Source organism: Corynebacterium appendicis CIP 107643, assembly GCF_030408415.1.
GTDB classification, from domain to species: Bacteria; Actinomycetota; Actinomycetes; order Mycobacteriales; family Mycobacteriaceae; genus Corynebacterium; species Corynebacterium appendicis.
This window is the reverse complement of the sequence record NZ_CP046976.1, coordinates 1137416-1159083: the sequence shown is the minus strand read 5'-3', so window position 1 is coordinate 1159083 and position 21668 is coordinate 1137416. Positions and strand designations below refer to the sequence as shown.

Sequence of the window (21668 nt, the reverse complement as noted above, 5' to 3'; positions counted from 1 at the left end):
TCGCGTTTCTTCGGGGACGAATGCCGCGGCATGCGCTAGTGCGCTTCGCGGCGGGTGACGGAATCAGAATACGAGTTGTCGTCTTTGACCACCGGGCCGCGCCAACCGTTGACCGGCAGGTGCAGCTTGCGCACGAGACGGTCGGTGAACGGGCTGTCGTCGAGGCGGACGAGGCGGACCGGGCGGTGGCCGTGCACGACCTCCAAGCGCGAGCCTGGCGGCATGTCCAGCTGGCGGATGCCGTCGGCGACGACCTTGCCGTACGTGGTGGTGATCAACGACTCGACCGCCACTGTCGACTCGGGCGCGACCACGAGCGGAGTGGTGAACAGCGCATGCGCGTTATTCGGCACCACCAGGATGGCGTCGAGCTCCGGCCACAGAATCGGGCCGCCCGCTGAGAAGGCATAAGCAGTCGACCCCGTCGGGGTGGAAATGAGCACACCGTCGCAACCGAAGGAACTCACCGGGCGGAAGTCCACTTCGAGAATCGCATCGAGGACGCCGCTGCGGTCGATATTCTCCAAGCTCGCCTCGTTGAGCGCCCAGCTCTCCCCCACCAGGTCGTTGTTGGAATCGTGCACCGTGATGTCGATGGTCATGCGGTCCACCACTTTGTAGTTGCGGTCGATGACCCGGCGGATCGCCGTTTCCAGGCTGTCTTCCTCCCATTCGGCGAGGAAGCCGATGTGGCCCAGGTTGATGCCCAGCACCGGCACGTCCTGTTCGCGCGCCATGCCGGCCGCCCCCAGGAAAGTGCCGTCGCCGCCGAGGACGAGCACGAGTTCGCAGTCCTTCGCCGCCTCCGGCCCGGGGTCAACGGTGTCTAGGCTGGCGAGCGCCGGGTAGTTGTCGGTGAAGGGAACGTCGCGGTCGCCGAGCAGACGCACCGTCAGTCCCGCTTCCAGCAGGAGCTCGGTGGCGCGGTTCGCCGAGGCGATATTTCCTTCGCGACGGGTGTGCGGAACGAGGAGGACGATGCGGTCGCTATTGTCGGCGGAGGTTACCTCGCCGCCGACATGATCCTGGGCACCATCTGCGGCCATCAGTTCATCGGTCCTTCCTCTACCGCCCGGTAAATCATCCGGGCTAGTTCATCGTCGCCCGGTGCGCTTGCGCCACCGTCGCGGACGAGCCATAGGAAGTATTCTACGTTCCCGCTCGGCCCGGGAAGCGGAGATGCCGTTGCCGCTCTGCAGCTGAGTCCGAGCTCGAGTGCCTTCCGCGCGACATCGAGAGTCACTTCCTCGCGCAGTTCCGGCGACCGCACCACGCCGCCAGTGCCGAGGCGGTCTTTGCCCACTTCGAATTGGGGTTTGACCATCGGCAACAGGTCCGCGCCGTCGGACATGCACTCCGCGATCGCGGGGAGGACCAGTTCGAGCGAGATGAACGACAGGTCGCCCACCATCAGGTCGGCGGGCCCGTCCATGAGCTCAGGCGTCAGGTGACGGATATTTGTCCGGTCGAGCACTTTCACGCGGTCATCATTTTGAAGCCGCCATACCAGCTGCCCGTAGCCGACATCTACAGCGACGACTTCGCTGGCGCCGCGGCGCAGCAGCACGTCCGTGAAGCCGCCTGTCGACGCTCCGGCGTCCAGCGCACGCTTGCCCTCGACCGTCAGACCCTGCGGCTCGAGAGCTTCCAGCGCGCCGAGCAGCTTGTGCGCACCGCGCGACGCCCAGTCATCGTCGTCGGCTTTTGCGACCTTGATGGACGCGTCCGGCTCCACGATGGTCGCCGGCTTTTTGGCCACGAATCCGCCGACTTCCACACGCCCTGCTTTGATCCAGTCGACGGCCTGCTCGCGGGAACGGGCGATCTTGCGGCGGACGAGCTCGGCGTCGAGCCTTCTTCTTCCTGGCGGCATGCGCTACGCCCCGTCCTGCAGTGCGGATGCCAGGACCCCGTACGCCGCCTCGTAGCGCGCGAGCTCGAGAGCCAGTTCGTCAGTGACGGCCGCTTCTTCACCGTCTGGCCCCTGCTCCGTCAAGTGCGGGTCGGACAACAGCGCCGCGTCGTACTGCCCGCGCAGATCGTCGACGCTGATCGACGGTGTGCGCGGGTCATGGGGTTTCGGGGCGGACGGTGCCATGTCGCTCACCACCATGCCTGGGTCGCGGCACGCGCCGCATCGGACGCAGGCGTGACGACGACTGACGCGTTATCCTTTTCATCTGCCCACGCGACGAAGAGCGCTGTGCGCAGTGCCTGCAGCGGTGTCGCCCCTGTATCTCCTCCGTCGAGCACGATCTCGTCGCCGTCGCGACGAGCGGTGAATCCTCCCTGCGGTGCAGGGCGGAGGTCATCCACGTCCACGTCGTCGATGAGCACGCTCAAATCCTCCGCGATCAGCGTCGGGCGCTGCGTCGACGGCGCCGCGATGAGCGCCAGTGGGCCGGAGACACCCGTGAGTACGTGGAGGGCATCCATCTGCGCCGCGACACCGCCGGCGATGTCCGTGTCCAGGCGGTCGCCGACTGCGAGCGGACGTGCGGAGCCGAGGTTCTCTTTCGCGAGGTCGAACATGGCGGGTTCCGGTTTGCCGGCCGCCTGTGGGACCACGCCGGTCGCGCTGGTCACCGCCGCGACCATGGAACCGTTGCCGACCATCAAGCCGCGGTCCATCGGCAGGGTCGTGTCCAGATTGCTGGCGATGTACGTCGCGCCCTGCGCGACCGCGAGCGCTGCTTCGGAGAGCTGACGCCAGCCGTTGTCCGGCGAATGGCCGTGGAGCACGACTGCGGGGTGCTCGTCGGCGGACGTGACCGGAACGAAGCCTGCCTCGCGCACAAGGTCGGCAAAGGATGGGGCACCGACGACGAGGATCGGATCGCCCTCGCTTGCGTGCTTGGTAGCCAGCTGCACCGCGGCCTGAGCCGACGTCAACACATCTGCCGGTTCGCTCGCCAATCCCATGCCAGTCAGTTTTGCGGCTACTTCAGCGGGAGGGCGCGAGGCATTATTCGTGATGTAAGCGGCGGCCACACCTGCTTTTTTCGCCTGGGTGACGGCTTTCACCGCATTCGGAATGGCGGTGTCGCCCGTCCAGACGGTGCCGTCGAGGTCGAGCAACAGTGCGTCGTAAAGCTGCGTGATCTTCACTGCGAATCTCTCCCCTTTATCCGGCGCTACTTGAGTTCTTTGAGACGGTCAGCGGCGTCGGTCAGCTTGTCGGTGTCGACCTTGGCCACGTGCTCGAACCACGTGCGAGCCTCGTCGGTGCGGCCCACCTGCGCGAGCGCGTCAGCGTAGGCGTAGGCCAGACGGATGTGCTCGAAGCTGTCGCCCTTCATCGTCGGGTTGAGCTGCTGGAGCGTCGCCAGGGCCGATTCGTGCTGGCCCATGTCGTGGCGCGCGCCGGCCATGACGATGGCGAGCTCGATCTTCGAGTCGTCGTCGAGGTCGCGCACCTCCGGGCTGCGGCCGATCTCGAGTGCCTTCTCCGGGCGGCCGAGGCCACGCTCGGCGTCCGCCATGACGGCGAGCAGACCCGGTCCACCGCTCATGCGGCGCGCAGCGCGCAGCTCTGAGAGCGCTTCTTTCCACTCCCCTGCGTGGTACGCCGCGATGCCGGCCGCCTCGCGCACGACACCGACTCGGCCCGCGCGGTTCTTCGCCGCTCGCGCATGCGTCAGCGCCAGCTGCGGATCGTCCGCCATCCACGTCGCCGCCATGATCATGTGCTTGGCCACGCGGTCCGCATTGTCCTTGGCTAGCACGCGCAGGTCCTGCAGCACCGACGGATCGAGGTCCGCGACGTCGATATCGTCCGGGATCGCCGGCTCATTCTCCTTCTGCGCCATGCGGTCCTCACGGAAGCCCTGGCGGTACGGGTTGGAGCGGTCGTGGCGCACCTTGTTGCCGCCGCGACGATCATCGCGCCGGTCGCCGTATCGGCGGTCGCCGCGTTCACCGTCGCGTCCGCGGTAGTTGCGCTCGTTGTCACGGTCACGACCGTATCCCCGGCGGTCGTTATTGCGGTTGCCGCGGTTATTGCGGCGGTCGTTGCGGTCGCGGTTGTCGTAGCTCATGCGTTCCACGTCCTCCCTGTCTGACTGGCCGGTTGCTTAGTTGGCGATCTTCACGCCGGCGAAATTCTTCTTGCCGCGGCGCAGCACGATCCACTGGCCGTGCAGCAGGTCGTCTTCGCCCGGCTCCCAGTCCTCCGACTCGATGCGGGCGTTGTTGGCGTAAGCGCCGCCTTCCTTGATGGCGCGACGTGCCGCACCCTTCGAATCGACGAGGCCCGTGCCGACCATGAGGTCGACGATCGTGCGCGGGGCGCCCGGTTCGACGGTGAAGACCTCGGTCTCGGAGACAGCGGCGGCGAGAGTCGGCTCGTCGAGCTCGGCTAGCTCCGCGCGGCCGAACAGCGCCTGGGAGGCGAGCTCGACTGCCTTGGTGGCCTCGGGGCCGTGGACGAGGTCAGTCATTTCGCGGGCGAGGCGCTTCTGGGCTTCGCGCTTGAACGGGCGCTCCTCCACCTCGACAGCCAGCTCGTCCAGCTCCTCCTTGGTCAGGAAAGTGAACCAGCGCAGGTAGCGGATCACGTCGGCGTCGGCGGTGTTGACGAAGTACTGGTACCAGCGGTACGGGCTGGTCATCTCCGGATCGAGCCACAGCGAGCCGCCGCCGGTGGACTTGCCGAACTTCTTGCCTTCAGAGTCCGTCACCAGCGGCACGGTGAGCGCGTGGACGGTCTCACCGTCCATGCGGCGGTTCAGGTCCACACCGGCGACCAGGTTGCCCCACTGGTCCGAACCGCCGACCTGCAGCGTGCAGCCCATCCTGCGGCGCAGCTGCACGTAGTCGTTGGCCTGCAGCAGCATGTATGAGAACTCCGTGTAGGAAATTCCGTCGTTGTCCAAGCGGCGCTTCACGGTGTCGCGGGAGAGCATCGTCGCCAGAGAGAAGTGCTTGCCCACATCGCGCAGGAAATCGACGACGGTCATATCGTTAGTCCAGTCAGCGTTGTTGACCAGGGTGGCGGCGTTATCGCCCTCGAAGTCGACGAAGCGCCTCAGCTGTCCGGAAATGCGGCCAGCCCAATCGCTCACCGTGTCGGCGGAGTTCATGGTGCGCTCCCCAACGTCGCGCGGGTCGCCGATCATGCCGGTAGCGCCACCGGCGAGCACAATCGGACGGTGGCCTGCCTCCTGGAAGCGGCGCAGCATCAGCAGCGGAACGAGGTGGCCGGCGTGCAGCGACGGGCCGGTGGGGTCGAAACCGGCATATAGCGTGATCGGCGTAGCCGTCGCCTCTTTCAGGGCATCCAAGTCGGTGGACTGGTTGATCAGTCCGCGCCACTCAAGCTCGTCGATGATCGTTGCGCTGTCAGCCATAAAGCAGTTCCTTCAAGCCTCGTTCACGTAAAGGTGGAAAATTCGCTCAGTCAGTTGTGCAGTCCCGGGTTAATGCAGCCCCGGGACGGGATTAGGCGCCGCCGGTGTACGGCTGCGCTTCATCGATAAGCAAAACCGGGATGCCGTCGTCGATGCGATACGCGACACCGAGCCGGCGATTGACCAGCAATTGCTCGTCATGCAGGTACTCCAAAGGCCCTTTGTCCTGCGGGCACGCAAGAATATCGAGAAGCTGCGGGTCAAGCGTCGGTGTGTCGGCCGTCATGGTCGTTCATCGTACCCTGCTTAGGTGTCCTCCAGACCCGACAGGTAGCCGAAGGCTTCGCGCAGAGTGCGCGCCTGCGAATCCATCGCCCGAAAGTTCTGGCCGAGAATGCCTTGTTTCACTTTCTCCGAAGCCGACGTCATCGCGCGGCGGGCGGACCCGGTAGAGCGGACGCAGGGTCTCACCAGCGTCGCCAGCGTCATGCCGACGAGGTTCTTACGGGATGTGAAAAAGCTGCCGTTCCCGGCGTTGTTTCCGCCGGCGGAAGCGGGGTTGTAGGAGTTACTGGTAGCCACGAATCTCCTTGAATGCGTCGCTCAAATCATCGTTGATCGCGTCGAAGACGGCGCCGCCGGTGACGTCGGCAAGCTCCTTCATGTCGCCCTCATTGGCCTCGCCGTAAAGAATGACGAAGACTGGGATGGATCCCGTGCCCGGCGGCGTTAAGCGGCGCGTACAGGTTTCTCCGCCCATGCGCGCGCCGCGGCATTCGCTTCGTCGACACGCGCGCGCTGCTCGGCGACGCGGACAGCAGCGGTGCCGCCGCGCGTCGCACGGGAGGCCACGGCACCGTCGATCGTGAGCACCTCGCGCACATCAGGGGTGAGGCGCTTATCGACGCCAGCGAGCTCCTCATCCGTCAGATCCACCAAGTCTACCCCGCGGGCCTCCGCGACGCGGACGCATGCGCCGGATGCCTCGTGGGCTTCGCGGAACGGAACGCCCTGGCGGACCATCCACTCGGCCAGATCGGTGGCTAGCGTGAAGCCGGCAGGCGCGAGTTCGCGCATGCGGTCCTCGTGGAAGGTCAGCGTGGACACAAGGCCGGTCATCGCCGGAAGGAGGATGCGAAGCTGGTTGACCGAGTCGACGATCGGCTCCTTGTCCTCCTGCAGGTCGCGGTTGTACGCCAGCGGCAGAGCCTTGAACGTGGTCAGAAGCCCTGTCAGGTTGCCGATGAGGCGGCCCGACTTGCCGCGGGCGAGCTCCGGAACATCCGGGTTCTTCTTTTGCGGCATGATCGACGAGCCGGTGGACCAGGCATCGTCCAGCGTGACATAGCCGAATTCCGGCGTGGACCACGCGATGATCTCCTCGGCCAAACGCGAGATGTCAACGGCGATCTGCGCCAGCACGTACGCGCCCTCGGACACGAAATCGCGCGAGGACGTGCCGTCGAGCGAGTTGTCGGCGGCGGAGTCGAAGCCGAGTTCTTCCGCGATCGCCTCCGGGTCGAGCTGCAGCGAGGATCCCGCCAGAGCGCCCGAGCCGTACGGCGAGACAGCGACGCGCTTGTCCAGGTCGCGGATGCGCTCCAGGTCGCGCAGCAGCGGCTGGGCGTGCGCGAGCAACGAGTGCGCGAGCAGGATCGGCTGCGCCGCCTGGAAGTGGGTCTTGCCCGGCATGATGGCATCCGGGTGTGCTGCGGCCTGCGTGCTGAGCACGTCCACGAGGTCGCACACGTCCTGGGCGACATCGCGGAACGCATCTCGCACCCACATGCGGAACATCGCCGCGACCTGGTCGTTACGGGAACGGCCGGCACGCAAGCGGCCGCCGAGCTCCGGACCGACGCGGTCGATAAGGCCACGCTCCATCGCGCCGTGGACGTCCTCATCGGCCGGCAGCGGACCGAAGGAGCCGTCGGCGACGTCGCGTCCGAGCTGGTCCAGCCCGGCGAGCATCACCTCGAGATCGGAGTCGGTCAGAAGACCCGCCCGGTTGAGCACCTTCGCGTGGGCCTTGGAGGCCAGCACGTCGTACGGTGCCAGGATCCAGTCGAAGTGCGTGGACACCGACAGGGCGAACATGGCTTCCGACGGGCCGCCGGAGAACCGTCCGCCCCACAGGGCGCCTTCGTTAGTGCCGTGCTGCTCCATTACTTACCGGCCTCACGGTCGCGCTTGTTGGCGATCTGCGAGGACAGGCCGTGGAGCTTGACGAAGCCCTTGGCCTGGGTCTGGTCGAAGGTGTCGCCGGTGTCGTAGGTGGCCAGGTTGAAGTCGTACAGCGAGTGGTTGGAGCGGCGGCCGTTGACGGTGATGGAGCCGGCGTGCAGCACCATGCGGATATCGCCGGTGACGTGCTCCTGGGTGGAGTCGATGAAGGCGTCCAGGGAGCGCTTCAGCGGGGCGAACCAGAGGCCGTCGTAGACCTCCTCGGACCAGCGGGCGTCGATCAGCCGCTTGTAGCGTGCGAGCTCGCGCTCGACCGTGACGTCCTCGAGCGCCTCGTGCGCGGTGATGAGTGTAACGGCACCCGGTGCCTCGTAGACCTCGCGCGACTTGATGCCCACCAGGCGGTCCTCGACCATGTCGAGGCGGCCGATGCCCTGGGCGCCGGCGCGGCGGTTCATCTCCTCGATTGCCTCGAGGACGGTGACCTTGCGGCCGTCGATGGCGACCGGCTTGCCGCCCTCGAAGGAGATGATGACCTCGTCCGGGGCGTTGCCCAGCGCCGGGTCCTCGGTGTAGGCGTAGAGGTCCTTTGTCGGCGGGTTCCACAGGTCCTCGAGGAAGCCAGTCTCAACCGCGCGGCCCCACACGTTCTGGTCGATGGAGAACGGGGATGCGGCGGACTGCTCGATCGGCAGGTCCTTGCCCTCGGCGTACTCGATGGCCTTGTCGCGGGTCCAGGCGTAGTCGCGGGCAGGAGCGATGATCTCCAGGTCCGGGTCCTGGTTGACGAAGCCGACCTCGAAGCGGACCTGGTCGTTGCCCTTGCCGGTGCAGCCGTGCGCGACGTGGGTGCCTCCGTGCTCCTTGGCCGCCTCGACGAGGTGCTTCACGATCAGCGGGCGGGAGATCGCGGAGACGAGCGGGTACTGCTTCATGTACATGCCGTTCGCCTTGATGGTGGGCAGGCAGTACTCCTCGGCGAACTCGTCGCGCGCGTCGACGACGATGGACTCGACAGCGCCGCAGTCCAGCGCGCGCTGGCGCACAGACTCCAAGTCCTCGCCGCCCTGGCCCAGGTCGAGGGACACGGCGACGACTTCGCCACCGGTCATTTCAGCCAGGTACGGGATGGCCACGGAGGTGTCCAGTCCGCCGGAATACGCGAGAACAACGCGGTTTGTCATGACAGTCAATGCTCCTTAAATCAGCAGTGCGAGATATTCAGGTCTAGGATTTCAGCTCAGTTATCTAGCAGGGTTGTCCGGCTAGTCGTCGCTGGGCTCGCTTTGCACGTCGCCCATGAACTCGGCGGCCAGGTCTGCGCCTGTGAGCGGTTCGCGCGCGAGGACGAAGACTGTGTCGTCGCCCGCGATGGTGCCCACCACCTTTTCGAGCGCCACCCGGTCAATGTAGCTTGCCAGGTATTGCGCCGCGCCCGCAGGGGTGCGCAGGACAGCGATATTGCCCGTGTGATCGATGGACACGACGAGCTCCGCCAGCATGCGGCGCAGTTTGTCGCGCGGGCCCTTCGGGGAGGCTTGAAAGGACTGGGCCTCCTCGCCCACGGCGTAGTACGAGCGCCCGCCGCCTGACGGGCGCACCTTGCGCGCGCCGAGTTCGTCGAGGTCGCGCGACAAGGTCGCCTGGGTGATGTCGATGCCCTCGTCGAGCAGCAGCTCGGACAATTGCACCTGCGACGACACGCGGGTGTGGTCAAGGATGGCCAGGATCTTCGCCTGACGCACAGTGCGTGAATTCGGGGTCGTCATCGCGCCTCCTCGGTGCACTCGGCGAGCGTCGCCTCGATCGCGTCCACAGCGCGCTGAAGCTCCTCGTCGCTGATCGTCAGCGGTGGAGTCAGTCGGATCACGGTGTCCGTCGGCGCATTCAGGATCACCCCGTGCTTCAGCCCGACACGCACCGCATCCTTCGCCACCGGTGCGGAGAGAACAACGCCGAGCATGAGCCCGCGGCCGCGCACATGGTCGACGCCGGGCAGCTTATCGACGGCGCGCGCCAGCCCCTCGCCCTTCTCTTTCACCGCCGCGCAGAACGCGTCGTCGACAATGCCGAGCACAGCATTGGCGGCGGCGCAGGCGATCGGGTTTCCGCCGAAGGTAGTGCCGTGCGCACCCGGGGTGAACAATGCGGCGGTTTTCGCGTTGGCTATCACGGCTCCGATCGGCATGCCGCCGGCCAACCCCTTCGCCATGGTGACGATGTCCGGCTGCACACCCGACTGAGTGAACGCGAAGAAGTCGCCGGTGCGGCCGACACCGGTCTGCACTTCGTCGACCACCATGAGGATTCCGTGCTCATCGCACAACGCGCGAATGTCCTGCAGGAACCCGTCCGGTGCCGGGACGACCCCGACTTCACCTTGAATCGGCTCCAGGAAGATCGCCGCAACATCGCCCGCGTGCTTCTCCACGAGTTCGCGAACATGGTCGATGTCACCATAACGGTAGTACTCCACTCCCGGCACCAGCGGCGCGAAAGGCTCGCGCTTGCCCGGCTGGCCTGTGAGCGACAGCGCACCCATCGTGCGTCCGTGGAAGCCGTTCTCGGCAGCCAGCACGGTCGTTCGACCCGTCAAGTGGGTCAGCTTGAACGCGGCCTCATTGGCCTCGCCCCCGGAGTTGCAGAAGAAGACCTTGGCGTCCTTGTCGCCTAAGCGCTCCCGCAGGGTCGTCGCCGCGTGCAGCGCCGAGTCGGAGCCGAAGAAATTGGAGATGTGGCCCAGCGTGCCGGCCTGTGTCGCCACAGCGCTCACGAGTGCCGGGTGTGCGTGCCCCAGTGAGTTCACCGCGATGCCGGCGAGCATGTCCACGTACTGTTTGCCGTCGGCGTCGGTGACCGTCGCTCCCCCTCCTTTGACGAGGTGGAGCTGCGGCGTGCCGTAGGTGTTCATGAACACATCCGACCACTGGTTCAGCGCGTCCTGATTGCTCATCACTGCGGATCATCCTTCCTGAACACGGTTCCTTCGGGATAGTCGTCCTTCTCGTAGTTGTCCGGCAGCACCATTGTGCCGACGCCGCCCATGGTCAGCAGCTCCAGAAGCACCGAGTGCGGGATCCGGCCGTCAATGACGTGCGCCGCGTTCACGCCGCCGCCCACCGCTGTCATGCACGCCTCCATCTTCGGGATCATGCCAGAATCAAGGTCCGGCACCATGGCCTCCAGCTGGCTCAGCGTGATCTTGGACAGCAGCGAGTCCTTATTCGGCCAGTCGGTGTACAACCCTTCGACGTTGGTGAGCACCACGAGGCGCTCCGCGCGAAGGGCAGCCGCCAGAGCGCCCGCAGCAGAATCGGCGTTGACGTTGTAGACATGCCCGTCGTCGCCCGGGGCGATGCTGGACACGACCGGAATGCGGCCCGCCTCGATGATGTCCATGACAGCCGACGGATCCACGTCGACGATCTCGCCGACCAGGCCGATGTCCTTCTTCTCCCCGTCGACGTCGACGTAGCGCTTCTGCGCGGTGAATAGTCCTGCGTCCTCGCCGGAGGTGCCCACCGCGTAAGGACCGTGGGAGTTGATGCGGCCCAAAAGATCGCGGCCGACCTGGCCGAAGAGCACCATGCGGACGACGTCGAGGATCTCCGGGGTGGTCACGCGGAACCCGCCGATGAATTCCCCGCCGTCGAGGCCCAACTGCCCCAGCATCGCGGTGATCTGCGGGCCGCCACCGTGCACGACAACGGGTTTCGCGCCGACAGTCCTCAAGAAGACCATGTCCGCGGCGAACGCGGATTTCAGGTCGTCGTCGATCATGGCGTTACCGCCGTATTTCACCACGACGATCTTATCGCGGTAGTGCTGCAGCCACGGCAGCGCCTCAGCGAGGACGTGCGCGCGGTCCTGATTGCTCAGCTTCATGGGTGAATTTCCGCTCCTACGTCGAGTATTCCGAGTTGATTTCCACATACGAGTACGACAAGTCCGTGGTGCGCACACTGGCGCGGCCCGGGCCGCCGGTGCCCAGATCCACGAGAACCTCGACATCCGCCCCGCTCAGATCCACATCGCGTGCCCCGGGCGCACCGGTGCTGTCGATGCACACAGGGGTTCCGTTGAAGGAGACAGTGATCTTCTCCGGATCCATCTCCGCATCCGCCATGCCCACAGCGGCGAGCACGCGGCCCCAGTTCGGGTCCGAGCCGAACATGGCGCACTTGACCAGGTTGTCGCGGCCGATGGTGCGCGCCGCGTTGAGCGCCTGCGCGTTGTCCGCGGTGCCTTCCACGGTGATGACGACGCGCTTGGTCACGCCCTCTGCGTCGGCCTGGAGTAGGCGGGACAGCTCCTCGCAGAGCTCCGTGACCGCTTCGGCGAATTCCTGGGAGGTCGGCTGAACACTCGACGCGCCCGATGCCATAGCGACGACGGTGTCGTTGGTGGAGGTGGCGCCGTCGATGTCGAGGGTGTTGAACGTCTCGCCCGATGCATCGCGCAGCGCCGAATCCAGCACGGCGGAGCTGACCACAGCGTCGGTGGTGATGCACACCAGCATCGTCGCCAACGACGGCGCCATCATGCCCACCCCCTTGGCCATGCCTGCGACAGACCAACCGTCGCGGGAAACAATCGCTTCCTTGGCTACAAGATCGGTGGTCAGGATCGCTTCAGCGGCCAGGTTGCCGTTGTCGCCGAGGTTCTCCCCCAGCTTCGAAATGCCGGCGCGGATCGTGTCCATCGGCAGCAGATCGCCGATCAACCCGGTGGAGCAGACTGCGACCTCGGACGGCTTCACGCCGAGTTCGCGTGCGGTGGCCTCCTGCATCTCCGCCGCGTCGAGGTCGCCTTGGCGGCCGTTGCACGCATTGGCGTTGCCGGAGTTGTACACCACGGCGGTCAGCGTGCCGTTGTTCAGCGCGTCGCGGGTGACTTTGACCGGTGCGGCAACGACCTTATTGCGGGTGGTCACGGCAGCCGCGTCGAAGCGCGGGCCGTTGTTGACCACGAGCGCCATGTCCGGCTTTCCGGACTGCTTGATTCCTGCCGTGACGCCTGCCGCGGAGAATCCGGCGGGGGCTGTCACACCTGTTGTAGCCATGTCTAGTTCCTTAACTGTCCGCGAATGCGTGAGGGTTTCACTGAAGATTCACTTTTACGGCGCGACCGCTGCCAGTGGCAGGCCGTCGGTCTCGTCGAAGCCGAGGGCGAGGTTCATGCACTGCACCGCTGCCCCGCCGGTTCCCTTGGTCAGGTTGTCGATCACCGAGGTAGACAACAGAACACCGGCGCCCTCATCGACCTCCACCTGCATCAGGCACATATTCGTGCCGACGATGTGCTGGGTCTGCGGCTGACGCCCCTCAGGCAACAAGCGCACGAACGGCTCGCCCGCGTAGAAGTCCTCGTAGGCCGCGCGCGCCTGCTCTTCCGTCACGTCGTCCCGCAACGGGGCCGTGACCGTGGAGAGAATCCCGCGCGGCATCGGCGCCAGCACCGGTGTGAAACTGACCGAGACATTCTCGTCAGTCACCTCGGAGAGGTTCTGCACCATCTCCGGGGTGTGGCGGTGCTTGCCCGCAGTGTTGTACGCCTTGACCGAGCCCATCGTCTCCGCGCCAAGCAGGTCCACATTCGCCTTCTTGCCTGCGCCAGAGACACCCGTCACCGAAACGACACTGAACGACGGGTCCACCAAACTCCGGTCAGCTGCTGGCAGCGCGGCCAAAGTCGCGCCCGTGGGAAAGCACCCCGGAATGGCAATGCGTCGTGCCGACCTGATTTCCTCGCGGTGCCCCGGCATCTCGGGAATGCCATACGGCCAGTGCCCGGCGTGATCGGATCCGTAATATGCAGTCCAATCCTCTGCATTTCGGAGACGGAAATCGGCCGCGCAGTCGAGCACGAGCGTCGACTCCGGCAGCGCGGCACCGATCTCCGCGGAGAAACCGTGCGGGAGGCCGAGGAACACGACATCATGCTTTCCCAGCACCTCGACCGTGGTCTCGTCGATCACGCGGTCCGCCAGCTGCGGGATGTGCGGTAGCACGTCAGCCGCAGATTGGCCCGCATTAGAATTGCCGGTCAATGCGCCGATCTCGAGCGTTCCGTCAAGAAAGCGCGGGTGCCCGACGAGCAGGCGGAGGATCTCTCCGCCCGCGTAGCCGGTGGCGCCTGCGACTGCGACTGTGATGGTCATAGCGTCAGGCTACACAGCACCCGCGCGGTTTGCAATTAATTCATTGCAAATAATTTTATGCGCGCATCTCCGCGCCGAATTCCTTCTTCGCCGCCTCTGCCGCGGCGAGACGCCCCTCAGATGCCTCGTCCTCGGTCAGGGTGCGGTCAGGTGCGCGGAACACGAGCCCGAACGCGAGCGACTTCTTGCCCGCGCCGAGAGATTCGGAGCGGTACACGTCGAAGAGCGTGACATCTTCGATGAGATCGCCTGCCGAAGCCTCAAGCGTACGGCGCACGGACTCCGCCGGGATCTCCTCGTCGACCACGAGCGCGACATCCTGGTGCAGTGCCGGGAAGGACGACAGCACCGGTGCGGGAAGCTTCTCGGTCAGCGGTAGAGAGGTCAGGTCGATCTCCATCGCGCAGGTGCGCGTCGGAAGACCGAGTGCCTCGAGCACCTGCGGGTGCAGCTCGCCGGCGTGGCCGACAACGACCTTTTCGCCCTCGACCTCGACGGACAATTCAGCGCAACGGCCCGGGTGCCACGGCAATTCCTCGGCGGAAGCAATCTCCAAGTCCACACCAGCTGAACGAGCCACGATCTGTGCAGACTCGACTGCATCGGACCACGTGTAAGTGCGGCCGCCGCCCCACGGGCCTTCGAGCTCCGTGTTGCCGGTCGCGACAGTGGCCGCGTGCAGGTGCTGCTTTGGCAGCGACGAAACGAGCTCCTCGATCTCGGCGTCGTCCGGGCGCTGGGCAACATCCGGCATCGGCGAGGAATCAGCCTGCTTGAACGCGACCTGCGCGACGGAGAACAGCGACAGGTCGTTGCGGCCGCGGGCAACGTTGCGGCCGACAGCTTCGAGCATCGCCGGCAGCAGGGTCGTCGCGAGAACGCCGTAGTCGGCATCGAGCGGGTTCTGCACCTTCACAACACGGCGGCGGTCGTCGTCCGCATCCAGGCCCCAGGCGTCCAGCACAGTGTTGGACATGAACGGCGTCGGGATGACCTCCGCGTAGCCGGAGTACGCCAGCGCGTGCGTCACGGCACGGCGGCGGCGCTGCAGCGGCGAGAGGCCGCGGCCGCCGCGCGGAGTCGGCAGCTCGAGCAGAATCTCGTCGAGACCCTCGAGGCGGACGATCTCCTCGATGAGCTCCACCGGCTCATTCAGGTCGGTGCGCCACGTCGGCGGAATCACCGAAAGAACGGTCTCGCCGTTCTCCTCATCCTGCTCGACGGAGCAGCCGACCTCCTCGAGGCGCTTGACCACGGTCTCAACCGAGTAATCCACGCCGATCAGCTCAGACGGGCGGGACGCGCGCAGACGGATCGCATCGCGCTGCGGCGCGTCACCCACGATCGTGCGCTTATCCACCACGGTGCCGCCGGCGATGGACACCAGCAGGCCGCAGGCCAAGTCGAGCGCGACCTCGACGATGGCGGGGTCGACGCCGCGCTCGAAGCGTCGAGAAGCTTCCGAGCTCAGCTTATGGTGGCGTGCGGAACGCGCGACGGTCAGCGGATCCCACGTCGCGGCCTCGAAGTAGACATCAGTGGTGTCGTCGGCGATCTCGGAGGTCGTGCCGCCCATGATCGCGGCGAGCGACTGGATGCCGTTGTCGTCGGAGATGACCACGTCGCCCGGCGTGAGCGTGCGCTTCACGTGGTCGAGGGTCTCGAATTCCTCGCCGCCAGCGGCATTGTGGATCCGCAGACCACCGGCGATCTTGTCCGCGTCGAAGGCGTGCATCGGCTGGCCGAGCAACAGCATGATGTAGTTGGTCACGTCTGTCGCGGCGTTGACGGAGCGGATACCGGCGAGCATCAGCGCGCGCTTCATCCAGAACGGCGCCTGGGCGGACGGGTCGATGCCCTCAACCTTGCGCAGACCGAAACGCAGGGCCTTGGTCGACTCCTCGACGGTGATCGGCAGCACGTCGCCCGCAGGCTCCGTAACGGCGGACAAATCAATGCCGCTTATCGACGGCTCCACTGCCACATCCGTGTACTCCAACCCGAAGGCGGAAGCCACTTCCCTGCCCAAGCCGCGCGCGGAGAGTGCGTAGCCACGGTCCGGGGTGATGTTGACCTCAAAGACCGTGTCGTCGAAGCCGCCGAGAACCTCACGGGCATCCTGCCCAGGCTCACCGGCGCCCTCCGGAAGAACGATGATGCCGTCGCTCTTGGAGGTGAAGCCCAGCTCCGCCTCGGAGGCCATCATGCCGTTGGAGATGTGGTCGTAGGTCTTGCGCGCGGAAATCTCGAAGCCGCCCGGCAGGACTGCGCCCGGCAGGGAGACCACCACGAGGTCGTTCAACTTGAAGTTGCGCGCACCGCAAATGATGCCCTGCAGCTCGCCGGTGCTGTTAGCGTCGCCGACGTTGACCTGGCAGTAGCGGATCGGCTTCTTGAAGTCGGTGAGCTCCTCGATCTCCTCCACACGGCCGATTACGAGCGGACCGGTCGTCTCCGGCAGTGGCTCGTAGCCTTCCGTCTCGAAACCGACGCGGACGAAGCCTGCGTCGAGCTCTTCCGGGCTCACGGACCAGCCGGGATTACCGGCGTTGTTCAGCAGGGACGTCAACCATTTCTGAGAAATCAGCATTTTCTACTCTCCTTAGACCTTTCCCTGTTACGCCTGAACACCGAACGGCAGTGTGAAGCGCACGTCGCCTTCGACCATGTCGCGCATGTCCGTCAGACCGTTGCGGAATTGCAGCGTGCGCTCGATGCCCATGCCGAACGCGAAGCCGGAGTACTCCTCCGGGTCGATTCCGACCGCGCGGAGCACATTTGGGTTGACCATGCCGCAGCCGCCCCACTCGATCCAGCCGGCGCCGCCCTTCTTGTTCGGGAACCACACGTCCACCTCGGCAGACGGCTCGGTGAACGGGAAGTAGTTGGTGCGGATGCGCGTCTTGGTCTCCGGACCGAACAGCACCTTGGCCAGGTGGTCGAGCGTGCCGCGCAGGTGCGCCATTGTCAGGCCCTTGTCCACCGCTAGGCCCTCCACCTGGTGGAAGACCGGGGTGTGCGTGGCGTCGAGCTCGTCGGTGCGGAACACGCGCCCCGGGCAGGCAATGTAGATCGGCAGGTCGCGCTCCAGCATCGTGCGCACCTGCACCGGTGAGGTGTGCGTGCGCATGACCTGGCGGGAGCCTTCCTCCCCGACGTAGAACGTGTCTTGCAGGGTGCGTGCCGGGTGGTCCGGGATGAAGTTGAGCGCGTCGAAATTGAAGTACTCCGCTTCGACCTCCGGGCCTTCGGCGACTTCCCAGCCCATGCCGATGAAGATGTCGGCGATCTGCTCGCTCAGCGCCGTGATCGGGTGCATCGCACCTGCCTGCGCACGCGACGTCGGCAGGGTGACGTCGACTTTCTCTTCGCGCAGCTGCTGATCGCGGTGCTCCGCTTCGCGCTCGGCGTGCAACTGGCTGTAGCGCTTTTCTGCACGACCACGCGCCATATTCACAAAGCGACCAGCGTCCTTGCGCTGGTCCTTCGGGATCGAACCGAGCGACTTACGTGCCTGCATGATCGTAGACTGCTCGCCGAGGTGTTCGCGCTTGACCTCCTCCAGCGATGCCAGATCCAGCGCCGCCTCAAAGGCCGCGATCGCCGCGTCAGCCGCCGCGTTCAGGTTCTCTTCGGTCAGTTCGATTTCCTGTGTGGGAGTGCTCTGATCAGCCACGCTGCCGTTCACCCGCGCCTTTCGAGACATTCGATTTCAAAACGGTGACTAGCTTACCCGCGCTCTTCTGCGCTGAGGTGTCGAGGCTGCCCTATTGCAATTGGCTCATCGGCCCAAGCTAATCCACGACGAATCTGTGCATTGCCGACCGCTCAACGAGACGGATGCCCAAGAATCAGAAAATAGTGTCCTGATTGGCTACGCACCGAGAATCCAGAGACATCTCCGCGGAGTGGGCCTACCCGGAAAGGACAACTGAACATGTCCAACGAGCTGTTTCCGCAGCCACGTCTGAAGACATTCGAGGGTCGAGTCCTCGACAGACAGGACGAAGACGTCGAAGACCAGGGTCTGGCTTTCGACGTGAAGACAATTGAAAGCCGTCTCTCCCGCCGTAAGTTGTTCGGCCTGATAGGCATCGGAGCGGGTTCCGCCGCACTGGCCACCTGCGCACCGAACAACCCGGAGAAGGGGAACGGCTCGTCTTCCACCACAACGAACGGCGCCCCGTCGACCACCGACGGTGTTTCCGCCACCGACCTCACCGAAACCAAAACGGAAACTGCGGGTCCATACCCCGGCGACGGGTCGAACGGACCCGACGTGCTTGAGGAAGTCGGTGTCCAGCGGCGCGACATCCGCGGCTCGATCGGCGGCGGCACCGCCGCGAGCGGTGTGCCGATGACGCTGAAGATGAACATCATCGACATGGTCAACAGCAATGCACCGATGGCCGGTGCGGCGGTCTACATCTGGCACTGCGACGGCGAGGGCAGGTATTCGATGTACTCATCGGGGCTCGAGGACGAGACCTACTTGCGCGGAGTGCAGGTCACGGGTGACGACGGCTCGGTTGAGTTCACCTCAATTGTGCCGGGGTGTTACGAGGGACGTTATCCGCATATCCACTTCGAGATATTCCGATCCGCGGATGAGATTTCGGATGCCTCCAATGCCCTTCTCACCTCCCAAATCGTCGTCCCGGCGGAGGCGTGCGATGCCGTCTATCAAACAGACAACTACACGAAGTCGCGGACACCGTACTCCGGCGCCTCCTTGGACACCGACAATGTTTTCAGCGACGGATGGGAGGGCCAACTGCCGAGTTTCAGTGGCAGCATTGAAAGCGGGTACGACATGGAACTCGATATCGCCATCGACACCACGACACCACGACACCGAACTCCGGCGGCAATTCTGCCCCTCACAGCGGTGGCGGACCGGGAGGCCCGGGAGGGCAGCCTCCAGAAGGAATGTCCGAGCCTCCAGACGGGCAACGACCCTCTGGTCCCCCGCCGTCTTCCCAGGGGTGACCCACTGACGCCGGATCGACTTGGGGGTCAGTCGCCGAGCGTCTTCGCCGACTCCCACAAGCAAATCGACGCGGCGGTGGAGAGGTTCAGCGACTCGGCCGATCCCTGGATCGGGATGGAGACTGTGTAATCGGCGGACTCGAGGACGTCCTCGGGCAAGCCGTGGGCTTCGTTGCCGAACAGCCACGCGGTCGGCTGGTCGAGCACATCACCGGAATCGGCGAGGTTGACGTCGCCGTGCATGGTGGTGGCGAACGTCGATAAGCCTGCTGCCCTCAGCTGCCCGAGTGCCCCCTTGATGTCGCGCTCGCGGGCGACCGGCACGTGGAACAGCGAGCCGGCGGACGAGCGCACGACCTTCGGGGACTCCGGGTCGACCGTGTCGCCGGCGAAGACGACAGCGTCAGCGCCGAGCGCGTCCACGAGCCGGATGATCGTGCCGGCGTTGCCCGGGTCGTTCGTCTCCACGCACACCGCGACGAGCTTCGGCCGACCCTTCAGGATCGAGCCGAGCGTCCACGTCACCGGCTTGCACACCGCGAAAAGTCCCGTCGTGTGCACAGTGTCGGTCAGGGTCTGCGCGGCCTTGTCCGTGATCGCGTGCGTGAACACGTCCATGTAGCCCGCCGCCGTCACCACATCCGCGAACCGGTCCGCCGCCGCCTCCGTCACGAACAGGTCCGTCGCCGCGCCTGTCGCCACAGCAGCCTCAACGGAGTTCTCCCCCTCCGCCAAAAAAGCTTTCGCTTTACGACGCCCCGCCGCCCGCTTCAGTTTCCCCGCGTTGACCAAGCGCGGCGTGCGTTCAGTGAAAGGCTGCGAGAAATCCAGACTCATGCTGACCCAGCGTATAAGCACTATCCCGCCAGCGCTATTACGCCTTGTGTGACCGGCCCTCCCCGCCGCCGAGCTACGCCTACCCATGAGCCCGCCCACGGCGGCGCTCCGCGGCAGACACGACAAATTGCAGCACAACGCCCCGCTGTCCCGGGGCGGAATCGGGAGCAGCGGGGCGTCGATAAGCGAAAAGCTCTTAGGCGGCCTTCGGCGCGTTGACGTCCTCCGGCAAAGCGTTCTTCGCGACCTCGCAAATAGCGGAGAACGCGGCGAAGTCGTTCACAGCCAGGTCAGCAAGGATCTTGCGGTCCACCTCGACCTCGGCCAGCTTCAGGCCGTGGATGAGACGGTTGTAGGTGATGTCGTTCATGCGGGCCGCAGCGTTGATGCGCTGGATCCACAGCTTGCGGAACTCAGACTTACGGGCGCGACGGTCGCGGTACGCGTAAGTCTGGGAGTGCAGCCACTGCTCCTTCGCCTTGCGGTACAGGCGGGAACGCTGGCCGCGGTAGCCCTTGGCGGACTTCAGAATGTCGCGGCGCTTCTTCTTGGCGTTAACTGAGCGCTTAACACGTGCCACAGTGATACTTCCTTACTTGTGAGAGATGTAGGTGTTTATTTCTGAAGGCAGGCGCTCTATTAAGCCTTGCCGAGGAGGCGCTTGGTGCGCTTGACATCGCCCTTGGCGACGTCGGTGGTGCCGGACAGCTTACGGCGACGCTTCGCTGACAGCTTCTCGTTCAGGTGGCGCTTACCGGCCTGCTCGCGGCGCAGCTTGCCGGAACCGGTGACCTTGATGCGCTTTGCGGTGCCCTTGTGGGTCTTCTGCTTCATAGTGGTAAATCCTTTAGCTTTACTCGTTTCGCCGGCCCGGCCGGCGGAACTCTACTTCTTACCCTTGCGAACGGGCCCAAGAACCATGGTCATGTTGCGGCCATCCTGCTTCGGACGGGACTCGACCTGGCCGACCTCCTGGATGTCCTCAGCGAGGCGTTCCAGCAGGCGGTAGCCGAGCTCCGGGCGCGACTGCTCGCGGCCGCGGAACATGATGGTCACCTTGACCTTGTTGCCCTTCTCCAAGAAGCGCTCAACGTTGCTCTTCTTCGTCTGGTAGTCGTGCTCATCGATCTTCGGGCGGAACTTCTGTTCCTTGACCACCGTCTGCTGCTGGTTCTTACGGGACTCGCGGGCCTTCTGGGCCTGCTCGTACTTGTACTTGCCGTAGTCCATGATCTTGCACACCGGCGGCTTCGCCTTCGGCGCGACCTCGACCAGATCGAGGTCGGCTTCGTACGCGAGCTTGCGTGCATCATCGGTACGGACAATTCCAACCTGCTCGCCGGACGGGCCGACAAGACGAACTTCCGGAACGCGGATGCGTTCGTTGATCCGAGCTTCAGCGCTGATGAGAACTCCTAGTGGTGAGAAAGACGTGTGCTGTTCGCTACCGAATCGCTCGTGCAGCGCTCCCTCCACGACAAAAACCCACGTTCCTCTGCGTCGTTTCGCAGTGGCACGTGGGAGCTCATCCTCAACACGGCAGTCCGCGCATTACGAGTGCGCTTCGTACCGTTGTTTTTACCCTTAGCCTTCCTTTCTCGGCGGCATCAGGTGGGAGAAACTCCACTTGCAACCCGCGCGCTTTGCGGCGCGTCAGGCGGTAGTGGGTAAGACAGTAGCACTTGTGGGCCGCCGGACAAAATCTTCATAAACTTTCGGTTCGCCGGGAACCTTTTGTCCGCCTCGCACCGTCTAACGGATAAGCCCATTTCAGCGAGGAGAACCATGAACAGCGACGACCAGCGCATCGCGCACATCAAGAAGACACTAGCCGAGTTGCGGTCCACCTCGGACCACGCGCAACAGCTTATCGACGACCTCTCCCTCAACCTCGACCACCTCCGTTCCCCCGGTCCTCCTGCGCCGGTTGATCACCTCGGGGCCCCTCGTAGCGGCGGGCCAGGAGATGCTCCTGCCCCGGCTGATCGACCGCCGCGCCCGCCGCATCCTGGACCACCCGCACCACCCAGGCAACCAGCTGCGCCCCGCGGACCGGGTTCGACCGCGGGTCCGCTACCACCGCCGTTCAGCCAGGGCACTCAGCCAGTCGCGCCACCCGGCCAGCCTCCCGCCTTCATTGCTCAGCAGCT

The 21668-nt window shown here is 65.1% G+C and carries 22 protein-coding genes and 1 pseudogene; 1 reads left to right on the top strand and 22 read right to left on the bottom strand.

Going from position 1 to position 21668, the window contains the following annotated elements:
* Nucleotides 1-35 precede the first annotated feature (35 nt).
* From CAPP_RS05685 to pheS, 18 genes and pseudogenes are all read right to left on the bottom strand, one after another.
* A complete protein-coding gene (locus tag CAPP_RS05685; RefSeq protein WP_076598518.1) occupies nt 36-1046 on the bottom strand; it encodes an NAD kinase in 1011 nt (336 codons plus the stop codon).
* Nucleotides 1046-1873 (bottom strand): TlyA family RNA methyltransferase, encoded by an 828-nt coding sequence (locus CAPP_RS05680; RefSeq protein WP_076598517.1) that lies wholly within the window; start codon nt 1871-1873, stop codon nt 1046-1048. The genes CAPP_RS05685 and CAPP_RS05680 overlap by 1 nt, the downstream gene beginning before the upstream one ends.
* A 3-nt stretch (nt 1874-1876) precedes the next feature.
* Nucleotides 1877-2098: a hypothetical protein gene (locus tag CAPP_RS05675; RefSeq protein WP_076598516.1), complete on the bottom strand. Its 222-nt coding sequence runs from the start codon at nt 2096-2098 to the stop codon at nt 1877-1879.
* Between the two features lie 5 nt (nt 2099-2103).
* The gene (locus tag CAPP_RS05670; protein WP_076598515.1) at nt 2104-3108 is read right to left on the bottom strand and encodes an HAD-IIA family hydrolase; all 1005 of its coding nucleotides are present in this window, start codon (nt 3106-3108) and stop codon (nt 2104-2106) included.
* A gap of 26 nt (nt 3109-3134) precedes the next feature.
* A complete protein-coding gene (locus CAPP_RS05665; RefSeq protein ID WP_076598514.1) occupies nt 3135-4037 on the bottom strand; it encodes a hypothetical protein in 903 nt (300 codons plus the stop codon).
* Nucleotides 4038-4073: 36 nt separating this feature from the next.
* Nucleotides 4074-5348, bottom strand: coding sequence for a tyrosine--tRNA ligase (gene tyrS, locus CAPP_RS05660; protein ID WP_076598513.1), 1275 nt, complete (start codon nt 5346-5348; stop codon nt 4074-4076).
* A 91-nt stretch (nt 5349-5439) separates the two neighbouring features.
* On the bottom strand, nt 5440-5634 hold the full coding sequence (locus tag CAPP_RS05655) for a Trm112 family protein (protein WP_076598512.1): 195 nt from the start codon (nt 5632-5634) through the stop codon (nt 5440-5442).
* 20 nt (nt 5635-5654) lie between these two features.
* Nucleotides 5655-5930: a hypothetical protein gene (locus tag CAPP_RS05650; RefSeq protein WP_076598511.1), complete on the bottom strand. Its 276-nt coding sequence runs from the start codon at nt 5928-5930 to the stop codon at nt 5655-5657.
* Nucleotides 5917-6060: pseudogene (locus tag CAPP_RS05645) on the bottom strand (VWA domain-containing protein); the annotation flags it as partial. The gene CAPP_RS05650 and the pseudogene CAPP_RS05645, both read right to left, overlap by 14 nt.
* Nucleotides 6061-6077: 17 nt before the next feature.
* Nucleotides 6078-7514, bottom strand: coding sequence for an argininosuccinate lyase (gene argH / locus CAPP_RS05640; protein WP_076598509.1), 1437 nt, complete (start codon nt 7512-7514; stop codon nt 6078-6080).
* Nucleotides 7514-8716 (bottom strand): argininosuccinate synthase, encoded by a 1203-nt coding sequence (locus CAPP_RS05635; RefSeq protein ID WP_076598508.1) that lies wholly within the window; start codon nt 8714-8716, stop codon nt 7514-7516. Before CAPP_RS05635 ends, argH begins: the two co-directional genes overlap by 1 nt.
* Nucleotides 8717-8797: 81 nt before the next feature.
* Nucleotides 8798-9301 carry an arginine repressor gene (locus tag CAPP_RS05630; RefSeq protein ID WP_076598507.1) on the bottom strand — a complete coding sequence of 168 codons (504 nt, stop codon included), beginning with the start codon at nt 9299-9301 and terminating at the stop codon, nt 8798-8800.
* Nucleotides 9298-10485: an acetylornithine transaminase gene (locus CAPP_RS05625; RefSeq protein WP_076598506.1), complete on the bottom strand. Its 1188-nt coding sequence runs from the start codon at nt 10483-10485 to the stop codon at nt 9298-9300. Before CAPP_RS05625 ends, CAPP_RS05630 begins: the two co-directional genes overlap by 4 nt.
* Nucleotides 10485-11417 (bottom strand): acetylglutamate kinase, encoded by a 933-nt coding sequence (gene argB, locus CAPP_RS05620; RefSeq protein WP_076598505.1) that lies wholly within the window; start codon nt 11415-11417, stop codon nt 10485-10487. Before argB ends, CAPP_RS05625 begins: the two co-directional genes overlap by 1 nt.
* Nucleotides 11418-11433: 16 nt before the next feature.
* The gene (gene argJ, locus CAPP_RS05615) at nt 11434-12594 is read right to left on the bottom strand and encodes a bifunctional glutamate N-acetyltransferase/amino-acid acetyltransferase ArgJ (protein WP_076598504.1); all 1161 of its coding nucleotides are present in this window, start codon (nt 12592-12594) and stop codon (nt 11434-11436) included.
* Nucleotides 12595-12648: 54 nt separating this feature from the next.
* On the bottom strand, nt 12649-13692 hold the full coding sequence (gene argC, locus CAPP_RS05610) for an N-acetyl-gamma-glutamyl-phosphate reductase (RefSeq protein ID WP_076598503.1): 1044 nt from the start codon (nt 13690-13692) through the stop codon (nt 12649-12651).
* 55 nt (nt 13693-13747) lie between these two features.
* On the bottom strand, nt 13748-16282 hold the full coding sequence (gene pheT, locus CAPP_RS05605; protein ID WP_076598502.1) for a phenylalanine--tRNA ligase subunit beta: 2535 nt from the start codon (nt 16280-16282) through the stop codon (nt 13748-13750).
* Nucleotides 16283-16309: 27 nt separating this feature from the next.
* On the bottom strand, nt 16310-17398 hold the full coding sequence (pheS, locus tag CAPP_RS05600) for a phenylalanine--tRNA ligase subunit alpha (protein WP_076598501.1): 1089 nt from the start codon (nt 17396-17398) through the stop codon (nt 16310-16312).
* A 231-nt stretch (nt 17399-17629) separates the two neighbouring features.
* Between pheS and CAPP_RS05595 the strand changes: the two genes are divergently transcribed.
* A complete protein-coding gene (locus CAPP_RS05595; RefSeq protein ID WP_143313826.1) occupies nt 17630-18811 on the top strand; it encodes a dioxygenase family protein in 1182 nt (393 codons plus the stop codon).
* On the opposite strand, the gene CAPP_RS05590 is transcribed toward CAPP_RS05595, so the two are convergent.
* The 4 genes from CAPP_RS05590 to infC all read right to left on the bottom strand — a co-directional run bounded on the left by CAPP_RS05590 (nt 18709) and on the right by infC (nt 20982).
* Nucleotides 18709-19518, bottom strand: a complete 810-nt coding sequence (locus CAPP_RS05590; RefSeq protein WP_076598500.1) for a TrmH family RNA methyltransferase — start codon at nt 19516-19518, stop codon at nt 18709-18711. The two genes, CAPP_RS05595 and CAPP_RS05590, sit on opposite strands and share 103 nt — an antisense overlap.
* Nucleotides 19519-19714: 196 nt before the next feature.
* Nucleotides 19715-20098 (bottom strand): 50S ribosomal protein L20, encoded by a 384-nt coding sequence (gene rplT / locus CAPP_RS05585; RefSeq protein WP_076598499.1) that lies wholly within the window; start codon nt 20096-20098, stop codon nt 19715-19717.
* A 59-nt stretch (nt 20099-20157) separates the two neighbouring features.
* The gene (rpmI, locus tag CAPP_RS05580; RefSeq protein WP_005290299.1) at nt 20158-20352 is read right to left on the bottom strand and encodes a 50S ribosomal protein L35; all 195 of its coding nucleotides are present in this window, start codon (nt 20350-20352) and stop codon (nt 20158-20160) included.
* Nucleotides 20353-20403: 51 nt separating this feature from the next.
* A complete protein-coding gene (infC, locus tag CAPP_RS05575; protein ID WP_084560494.1) occupies nt 20404-20982 on the bottom strand; it encodes a translation initiation factor IF-3 in 579 nt (192 codons plus the stop codon).
* Nucleotides 20983-21668: the final 686 nt, after the last annotated feature.

What these genes read in the sequence shown, in the direction of transcription:
- tyrS (WP_076598513.1), bottom strand. Translation starts at nt 5,348, where the DNA reads ATGGCTGACAGCGCAACGATCATCGACGAGCTTGAGTGGCGCGGACTG.
- rpmI (WP_005290299.1), bottom strand. Translation starts at nt 20,352, where the DNA reads ATGAAGCAGAAGACCCACAAGGGCACCGCAAAGCGCATCAAGGTCACC.
- argH (WP_076598509.1), bottom strand. Translation starts at nt 7,514, where the DNA reads ATGGAGCAGCACGGCACTAACGAAGGCGCCCTGTGGGGCGGACGGTTC.
- CAPP_RS05590 (WP_076598500.1), bottom strand. Translation starts at nt 19,518, where the DNA reads ATGAGTCTGGATTTCTCGCAGCCTTTCACTGAACGCACGCCGCGCTTG.
- CAPP_RS05595 (WP_143313826.1), top strand. Translation starts at nt 17,630, where the DNA reads ATGTCCAACGAGCTGTTTCCGCAGCCACGTCTGAAGACATTCGAGGGT.
- CAPP_RS05675 (WP_076598516.1), bottom strand. Translation starts at nt 2,098, where the DNA reads ATGGCACCGTCCGCCCCGAAACCCCATGACCCGCGCACACCGTCGATC.
- CAPP_RS05635 (WP_076598508.1), bottom strand. Translation starts at nt 8,716, where the DNA reads ATGACAAACCGCGTTGTTCTCGCGTATTCCGGCGGACTGGACACCTCC.
- CAPP_RS05630 (WP_076598507.1), bottom strand. Translation starts at nt 9,301, where the DNA reads ATGACGACCCCGAATTCACGCACTGTGCGTCAGGCGAAGATCCTGGCC.
- CAPP_RS05655 (WP_076598512.1), bottom strand. Translation starts at nt 5,634, where the DNA reads ATGACGGCCGACACACCGACGCTTGACCCGCAGCTTCTCGATATTCTT.
- CAPP_RS05625 (WP_076598506.1), bottom strand. Translation starts at nt 10,485, where the DNA reads ATGAGCAATCAGGACGCGCTGAACCAGTGGTCGGATGTGTTCATGAAC.
- pheT (WP_076598502.1), bottom strand. Translation starts at nt 16,282, where the DNA reads ATGCTGATTTCTCAGAAATGGTTGACGTCCCTGCTGAACAACGCCGGT.
- CAPP_RS05685 (WP_076598518.1), bottom strand. Translation starts at nt 1,046, where the DNA reads ATGGCCGCAGATGGTGCCCAGGATCATGTCGGCGGCGAGGTAACCTCC.
- CAPP_RS05665 (WP_076598514.1), bottom strand. Translation starts at nt 4,037, where the DNA reads ATGAGCTACGACAACCGCGACCGCAACGACCGCCGCAATAACCGCGGC.
- argC (WP_076598503.1), bottom strand. Translation starts at nt 13,692, where the DNA reads ATGACCATCACAGTCGCAGTCGCAGGCGCCACCGGCTACGCGGGCGGA.
- argJ (WP_076598504.1), bottom strand. Translation starts at nt 12,594, where the DNA reads ATGGCTACAACAGGTGTGACAGCCCCCGCCGGATTCTCCGCGGCAGGC.
- argB (WP_076598505.1), bottom strand. Translation starts at nt 11,417, where the DNA reads ATGAAGCTGAGCAATCAGGACCGCGCGCACGTCCTCGCTGAGGCGCTG.
- CAPP_RS05680 (WP_076598517.1), bottom strand. Translation starts at nt 1,873, where the DNA reads ATGCCGCCAGGAAGAAGAAGGCTCGACGCCGAGCTCGTCCGCCGCAAG.
- pheS (WP_076598501.1), bottom strand. Translation starts at nt 17,398, where the DNA reads ATGTCTCGAAAGGCGCGGGTGAACGGCAGCGTGGCTGATCAGAGCACT.